The organism is Paenibacillus sp. NPDC057886 (genome assembly GCF_042796655.1).
GTDB lineage: Bacteria > Bacillota > Bacilli > Paenibacillales > Paenibacillaceae > Paenibacillus.
In genome coordinates, this window is the sequence record NZ_JBHVMZ010000014.1 from 118,807 (window position 1) to 125,420 (window position 6,614).

At 47.9% G+C, this 6,614-nt stretch carries 5 protein-coding genes, 17 tRNA genes and 1 rRNA gene; 2 read left to right on the top strand and 21 right to left on the bottom strand.

All coding sequences use genetic code 11. The annotated features are described in order from the left end of the window. Positions 1–50: 50 nt before the first annotated feature. Positions 51–1,067, bottom strand: a complete 1,017-nt coding sequence (locus ACFVQB_RS32110; RefSeq protein WP_379449007.1) for an ABC transporter ATP-binding protein — start codon at positions 1,065–1,067, stop codon at positions 51–53. Between the two features lie 170 nt (positions 1,068–1,237). Between ACFVQB_RS32110 and ACFVQB_RS32115 the strand changes: the two genes are divergently transcribed. Then, positions 1,238–2,146 (top strand): LysR family transcriptional regulator, encoded by a 909-nt coding sequence (locus tag ACFVQB_RS32115; protein WP_379449011.1) that lies wholly within the window; start codon positions 1,238–1,240, stop codon positions 2,144–2,146. A 144-nt stretch (positions 2,147–2,290) separates the two neighbouring features. Continuing rightward, positions 2,291–3,151, top strand: coding sequence for a CYTH domain-containing protein (locus tag ACFVQB_RS32120; protein WP_379449013.1), 861 nt, complete (start codon positions 2,291–2,293; stop codon positions 3,149–3,151). A gap of 206 nt (positions 3,152–3,357) precedes the next feature. Here the strand turns inward: ACFVQB_RS32120 and ACFVQB_RS32125 are convergent, their stop codons facing one another. The 20 genes from ACFVQB_RS32125 to rrf form a co-directional block, all read right to left on the bottom strand. After that, entirely contained in the window at positions 3,358–3,963 is a 606-nt protein-coding gene (locus tag ACFVQB_RS32125; RefSeq protein WP_053780037.1) for a short chain dehydrogenase, read from the bottom strand. An 87-nt stretch (positions 3,964–4,050) separates the two neighbouring features. Then, positions 4,051–4,689 (bottom strand): pentapeptide repeat-containing protein, encoded by a 639-nt coding sequence (locus ACFVQB_RS32130; protein ID WP_379449017.1) that lies wholly within the window; start codon positions 4,687–4,689, stop codon positions 4,051–4,053. A gap of 87 nt (positions 4,690–4,776) precedes the next feature. After that, positions 4,777–4,847: transfer RNA gene (locus ACFVQB_RS32135), tRNA-Gly, on the bottom strand. Positions 4,848–4,856: 9 nt separating this feature from the next. Beyond that, positions 4,857–4,930, bottom strand: a tRNA-Pro gene (locus ACFVQB_RS32140). A 16-nt stretch (positions 4,931–4,946) separates the two neighbouring features. After that, positions 4,947–5,023: transfer RNA gene (locus tag ACFVQB_RS32145), tRNA-Arg, on the bottom strand. 6 nt (positions 5,024–5,029) lie between these two features. Beyond that, a tRNA-Gly gene (locus ACFVQB_RS32150) sits at positions 5,030–5,104 on the bottom strand. Positions 5,105–5,112: 8 nt separating this feature from the next. Continuing rightward, positions 5,113–5,199, bottom strand: a tRNA-Leu gene (locus ACFVQB_RS32155). Positions 5,200–5,208: 9 nt separating this feature from the next. Next, positions 5,209–5,284 (bottom strand) — tRNA-Lys (locus tag ACFVQB_RS32160). Positions 5,285–5,293: 9 nt separating this feature from the next. Further along, positions 5,294–5,368 (bottom strand) — tRNA-Gln (locus ACFVQB_RS32165). An 11-nt stretch (positions 5,369–5,379) separates the two neighbouring features. Next, a tRNA-His gene (locus ACFVQB_RS32170) sits at positions 5,380–5,455 on the bottom strand. Positions 5,456–5,552: 97 nt separating this feature from the next. After that, positions 5,553–5,628 (bottom strand) — tRNA-Thr (locus ACFVQB_RS32175). Between the two features lie 36 nt (positions 5,629–5,664). Continuing rightward, positions 5,665–5,742 (bottom strand) — tRNA-Asp (locus ACFVQB_RS32180). 27 nt (positions 5,743–5,769) lie between these two features. Next, a tRNA-Met gene (locus ACFVQB_RS32185) sits at positions 5,770–5,843 on the bottom strand. A gap of 20 nt (positions 5,844–5,863) precedes the next feature. Beyond that, positions 5,864–5,939 (bottom strand) — tRNA-Val (locus ACFVQB_RS32190). A 7-nt stretch (positions 5,940–5,946) separates the two neighbouring features. Further along, positions 5,947–6,018: transfer RNA gene (locus ACFVQB_RS32195), tRNA-Glu, on the bottom strand. Positions 6,019–6,037: 19 nt separating this feature from the next. After that, positions 6,038–6,129: transfer RNA gene (locus ACFVQB_RS32200), tRNA-Ser, on the bottom strand. A gap of 4 nt (positions 6,130–6,133) precedes the next feature. Further along, positions 6,134–6,209, bottom strand: a tRNA-Asn gene (locus tag ACFVQB_RS32205). Position 6,210: 1 nt separating this feature from the next. Next, positions 6,211–6,286: transfer RNA gene (locus ACFVQB_RS32210), tRNA-Ala, on the bottom strand. An 88-nt stretch (positions 6,287–6,374) separates the two neighbouring features. After that, positions 6,375–6,451 (bottom strand) — tRNA-Ile (locus ACFVQB_RS32215). A 57-nt stretch (positions 6,452–6,508) separates the two neighbouring features. Further along, positions 6,509–6,614 (bottom strand): 5S ribosomal RNA (rrf, locus tag ACFVQB_RS32220); the annotation flags it as partial.

A 6,614-nucleotide genomic window follows, 5' to 3' on the forward strand; every position in this document is an offset into this window, starting at 1 on the left:
GGCCTTTGCATATTCCTGTTTATGTTTCCAAGGTCTCTATGCTCATCATGTCAGTTGGCTGCTGCGATGAACTCTCTAGGCTTCACATTCGGAGTGTCTTGTCCGTTCATTCGGCAGATCCGCTCCGCGGCTACATAGAGCTGAACCCTCTCCCCTACGCGTACTCTTCGATCCAGATAGGCTGTCCATACACCCAGCCCCTCCATTTGTACCCGAATTTCATAACGTTCTCCTACATAACTAACGCTGAGCACCACCGCCTGATAACACAGATCGTCATGACCTGTTTTGCTCCAGGAGACATGTTCCGGTCTCACCATGGACTGATTAGGCGTAAGCCAGTTGGACTTTCCGATAAACGAAGCAACAAAAGGATCGCTTGGTGATGCGTATATCGTTTCCGGGGTTCCCTTTTGCAATATCCGCCCCTTCTCCATCACCACAATCTCATCCGACATCGACATCGCCTCAACCTGATCATGGGTGACGTACAGCGCGGTCAGTCCCATGTCCCGTACCAATGACATCATCTCAATTCGCATCTCTTCCCGCAGCACAGCATCCAGTGCACTTAGTGGCTCATCGAACAGGATAATCCCCGGTCTTACCGCTACCGCTCTGGCAAAAGCAACCCGTTGCTGCTGTCCTCCCGACAGCTGATGAGGATAACGATCCTCCATGCCTTGCAGGCGAACCATGCCAAGTGCTTCGGTCACCTTCTGACGCAGATCAGCTTTCTGCTTTCCGGCCTTCAGGCCGAACGCCACATTTTCGTAGACTGTCATATGCGGCCATAATGCAAAATCCTGAAACACCATGCCCAGATTACGCTTATGTGTCGGTACATCTATTCGCTTCGTCGCCGAGTAGAAACTCTTGCCATCCGCAACGATTTCTCCCGCATCCGGTTGCTCCAGCCCCGCCAGCATGCGCAGCAACGTCGTTTTGCCACAGCCGGATGGGCCGAGCAGCGTCGTGAACTGTCCATGCTGAAGTGTTAAATCCGTGGGCAGCAGCGCGGGAGTGCGATTGAATGATTTTTGAATTCCCCTAATTTCCATTTTCATAAGCATCCCTGCCTGTCTTCTTGTACTGTTCTCAGTCTAACGTCCTCTTTCGCGAGTTGTATGTTAGAAATGTAAAATTGGAATTAACTTTTTAGATGAATTCTGTTGATGTTTATAGATTAAATCTATATAAGGTGATTCAAAGTTACCTGAGAGGAGTGTTGAGTTCGTTGAACCTGATTAAACTGCAAGTTGTTGAACTCATTGATAAGCATCATCATATGACCAGCGTGGCCGAACTTCTCGGCATCAAGCAGCCTACCGTTACCTTTCATATGAAGTCTTTGGAGGAAGAGATGGGGGTGAGATTATTCGAATCGCGTAGTGGAAAGACATTTCTCACCGAGGCTGGACAAGCCCTTTTACATTATTCCGTCAAAATCAATGCCCTGACCCAGGAGGCGCGCCGGGTAGTACAGGAATATGACAGCCTCTATCGGGGCACCCTGCACATTGGAGCGAGCTATGTACCAGCAACGTATTTACTGCCACCTATTTTGAATACATTTTCTCAGGAATTCCCCGGTATTCGAATTATGTTATCGGTCAAACCTTCACCCGTTATCCGCGAAATGTTGATCCGTCACCAGATTGATCTCGGTGTGATCTCCTCAGAGCCTTTTGTGGGTCCGGTACTTCAAGCAGAAACACTGTGTGAAGACGATCTGGTATTAATCTGCTCTCCACAGCATGCCTTGGCTCAGAGGGATGTGTTGAGACCCGAGCATATGGCACAGGTCCCTTTTGCACTGCATGGGAATGAATCCAGCACTCGTCGTTTAACCAACCAATGGCTGGAGCAACATGATATTCGTCTACGGAGCACCGTTGAGATGGACTCTCTGGAAGCTATCAAGCAGTTGGTACTACTCGGCGGTCATATCTCATTTATGTCACGAATGGCAGTAAAGTGGGAAGAGCAGCATGGACTGATCAAGGTCTTCCCCATTCCAGGGGAGCAGGCTCCGCGCCATATTTACACCGTCCACAACAAGGATCGTCATCCTTCAGTCCAGGTCAACCGCTTCAAGGAAGTACTGCGGGACATGAGCCACAGCCTCTCTCTTTTTAATTCATGATCCCGCTATCCCATATAAACTATCGCTTGGCATTCATCAAATCTATGCAGGGTTAACGCAACGAGCCCTTCCATTTAATCGCTTTCATATACTCGGACGATAAAGTGGGTCTGTACGTTAATCCAGCCTAGGGAGTGATTGGTTTTGAAAAAATGGAAAAAGGTAACCGCCTCATTCATGCTGAGCATCGTGACATTGGGAAGTGGACTGACGTTTCTGGAAGCACCACAGGCCTCAGCAGCAGCCAACGCCGTTCCTGCTTATGAAGTGAAGTTCCTGGCTAAGCCGGAGTTGGTATTGAACACGGATGGGACACCACGCAGTGAAGTCATTCAGACACTTGGCCTGAGCTCCACAGCAAGAAACATTAGTGCAGAGTATTTCGACACCAACGCGCTCAATCTAGATCAACAGGGATGGAATGTCCGTTTTCGGAAGAAAGATGATAAGAACAATTATGAACTGACTTATAAAAAGCGCTATCCTGTTATCAATGGTGATGTTAATGCGGCGTTGACTCTTGCTAACCAAGAGGGATTTGATGCGTCAGATGATAACTACGAGGCTGAAGTTGACTGGGGATATGGCAAGCAAACATTGAGCTTCTCCAACACTAAAAAGGTGGATACCAAAGCTACAGGCGTACAACTTCCATCACAGCAAGAAGCTTTGAGCATGTTATTGGACAAGCTGCCTGGCAAATTAAAAAACTGGTCCTCCTCCAACTGGGGTAAACAACAACTAACGGCATCCCGTGCCTACGGCCCGGTAACGTTCCAACGCTATGAGGGCACATGGAATGGACAGGAACTCACCCTTGAAGTATGGCCGATTCGTAACGCAGCAGGCACAGGTGTAGAGAACATCGTTGAGATCTCGTTCAAAACAGCAGATTCTACAGCCGTTTCCGGACTGCGTACCCAACTGATGCAGGTTTTAGAGAACAAAAACTGGCTTATTCCTGCGGATGGCCTGAAAACTCAGCTGATCTTGGAAAGATACTAATTGGTTGTTGCAGTCTAGGCAAGTCTAAGTTCTTAATGAAACGGAACGGATCATGGCCCTTACCCTTACCGTATCTTTTAGACATACAATGATATGCTTGGTTTATCTGCCTATTACTGCAAAGCTTCAGTTCCATTTCATCCAAAACAAAAGGAGATCAGCAGGAACACTCTGCTGATCTCCTTTATATTCACTATTCCTTACAGTTAGTATATTTTAAAGGTCTGGGCTGTTTCGATCCCAAGTGCACTCTGGATAAACGTATTGGCGACCCGCTCCACAGGCACCGGATTAAATCCGATAAACACACCCTTATATTTCTCTGCCGATTCAACAAACAGGTTAGGACTAACCGAATTCAGACGTATACCTCGGGGCAACTCATACGCTGCTGCTTTGGCAAACGAATCAATTGCACCGTTGACCATAGCACTGGATGCGCCTTTCAGAATGGGATGGTCCTGTATAATGCCACTGACCAGCGTAAAACTTCCCTTATCGTTGATGTAGTGCTGCCCAATCAAGACGATGTTCACTTGACCGAGTAATTTCCCCTGCACACTAATCATGTTGTTCTCAGGGGTCAGCTCCTCCAACTTCGCATAATGGGTCTGGCCTGCTGCAACAATGACATAATCTATATTAGTCACCGTTTCAAAGAGGGAGGTAATACTCTCTGTCGACGTCATATCCACCTGGTAATCCCCGGATTGCCTGCCGGCTGTAATGACCTCAACGGAATATTCCTGAAGCTTCGCAACTACAGCCTTGCCTAATGTTCCATTTCCTCCAATAACCAGAGCCCTTTTCATAATGCGCCTCCTTTTTATCAGTGAAAGCATGAAATTGTACATTCATTGATCTCTTCATTTAAACAAAGATCACTCGCATAATCAAACCTACTTCACAATTAAGCCTAATAATCCAACAAAAGAAGCGGCCTGAGCATCTGAGATGATGCATCCGTCCAGATCCTCAATATCTACATGTAACCTTTCAAAGCTACAGTCACTAAGGTCCACTCCCTTAAGCTTAACACCAGACAAAAGAGCTTGGTCTATATTGCATTCAGAGAACTCCAATTTTTGGGGTGTAGCTTGAAAGAAATCACCACTCACCAGAGAACATTCCGTGTACTTGACCTGTTTAAACTTGGAGAATCGAAATAAAGAAAGGTCAGCTACACAGCCCTGAAAGCTTACATTTTGGAGCCTGCTATTCGCAAAATTGGTACCAAGCAATTTACAATTTCTAAATTCTGTCCGGTGGAGGAAAGAACCATTAAAGTCCATATTGGACAAATCACATTTATCAAAAATTACATCAGTAAGCTCGACTTCCGGTAGAGAGGACTGGCTGAAGATCACATTCTCAAAGACCACTTTATCAAATGAAACCCTGCTGGCGCTCTGATTCTCAATAGAGATATTGGTGAATCGCCCATGTTTGATTTCTTCTTTACTCTCCCATGCTTCTAAAGTTAACGATAAGTCATCGAGCTCCAGGGGAATCTTTGGCGCTTCTATTTTATTTTTCATAGGTCCTCCCACTATTTTCTTATTTAAGATTACTATATCAAAAAGAGCCCTTGCAATAAGCAAGAGCTCTTTTTGATGTTGCCATGAAGCGGGTGATGGGAATCGAACCCACGCTATTAGCTTGGAAGGCTAAAGTTCTACCATTGAACTACACCCGCATATAAAAATCGGGATGACACGATTTGAACATGCGACCCCCTGGTCCCAAACCAGGTGCTCTACCAAGCTGAGCTACATCCCGATACTTATGAAAATAATGGCGCGCCCTGAGAGATTCGAACTCCCGGCCTTTTGATTCGTAGTCAAACGCTCTATCCAGCTGAGCTAAGGGCGCAAATATTGGAGCGGACGACGGGAATCGAACCCGCGACCCTCGCCTTGGCAAGGCGATGCTCTACCGCTGAGCCACGTCCGCAAAATATATGGTGCGGTCGAGAGGACTCGAACCTCCACGGGGGTTAGCCCACACGGACCTGAACCGTGCGCGTCTGCCAATTCCGCCACGACCGCAAAATATAATGGTGAGTCATGAAGGGCTCGAACCTTCGACACCCTGATTAAAAGTCAGGTGCTCTACCAACTGAGCTAATGACTCAAAATAAAATGGCTGGGGATATAGGATTTGAACCTATGCATGACGGAGTCAAAGTCCGTTGCCTTACCGCTTGGCTAATCCCCATTAAGAAAACATGGGGCGATCGAGGGGAATTGAACCCCCGAATGCCGGATCCACAAACCGGTGCGTTAACCACTTCGCCACGATCGCCATAAGCTATCCCTTACATTCGCTGAGAGTATCTCAGTATTCCCATCTGAAACTATAATATACATTCTATTATAAATTCAGAGGTAAATGCAATAAATGGTGCCGGCGAGAGGACTTGAACCCCCAACCTACTGATTACAAGTCAGTTGCTCTACCAGTTGAGCTACACCGGCACGGTGTAAAATGTGATACTTGAGTTTGAGTAAAAATGGCGGAACCGACGGGATTCGAACCCGCGATCTCCTGCGTGACAGGCAGGCATGTTAGGCCAACTACACCACGGTTCCAGATCACTTTCTTGAAAGAAAGTATAATTGCGGGGGCAGGATTTGAACCTGCGGCCTTCGGGTTATGAGCCCGACGAGCTACCGGGCTGCTCCACCCCGCGTCGTTATTCAAAAAACTATATGGTGGAGGCTGAGGGGATCGAACCCCCGACCCTCTGCTTGTAAGGCAGATGCTCTCCCAGCTGAGCTAAGCCTCCATATATATGACCCGTAGGGGATTCGAACCCCTGTTACCTCCGTGAAAGGGAGGTGTCTTAACCCCTTGACCAACGGGCCACAGTAACAAAATTTTATCTGGCGGAGAGAGAGGGATTCGAACCCTCGAGACGCTTTTGGCGCCTACACGATTTCCAATCGTGCTCCTTCGACCAACTCGGACACCTCTCCTAAATGGCTCCCCGAACAGGGCTCGAACCTGTGACAACTCGATTAACAGTCGAGTGCTCTACCAACTGAGCTATCAGGGAATGGTGGAGCCAAGCGGGATCGAACCGCTGACCTCCTGCTTGCAAGGCAGGCGCTCTCCCAGCTGAGCTATGGCCCCATGTTTCACCCCAAAAAGTGAAGTAATGCTTCGAGGTTGATTCCGATTACTTTCCGGGGACCCCGTGTACTTAAATAATAAACTTATATGGTGGGCCCTGGTGGACTCGAACCACCGGCCTCACCCTTATCAGAGGTGCGCTCTAACCAACTGAGCTAAGGGCCCCAATATATTTCCCTTTTCCTTACGAGGGGGGCAAAAAAAATACCCCAAAGGGAATTCGCTTGGCGGCATCCTACTCTCCCAGGACCCTGCGGTCCAAGTACCATCGGCGCTAGAGGGCTTAACGGTCGTGTTCGGGATGGGTACGTGTGGAACCCCTCCGCCA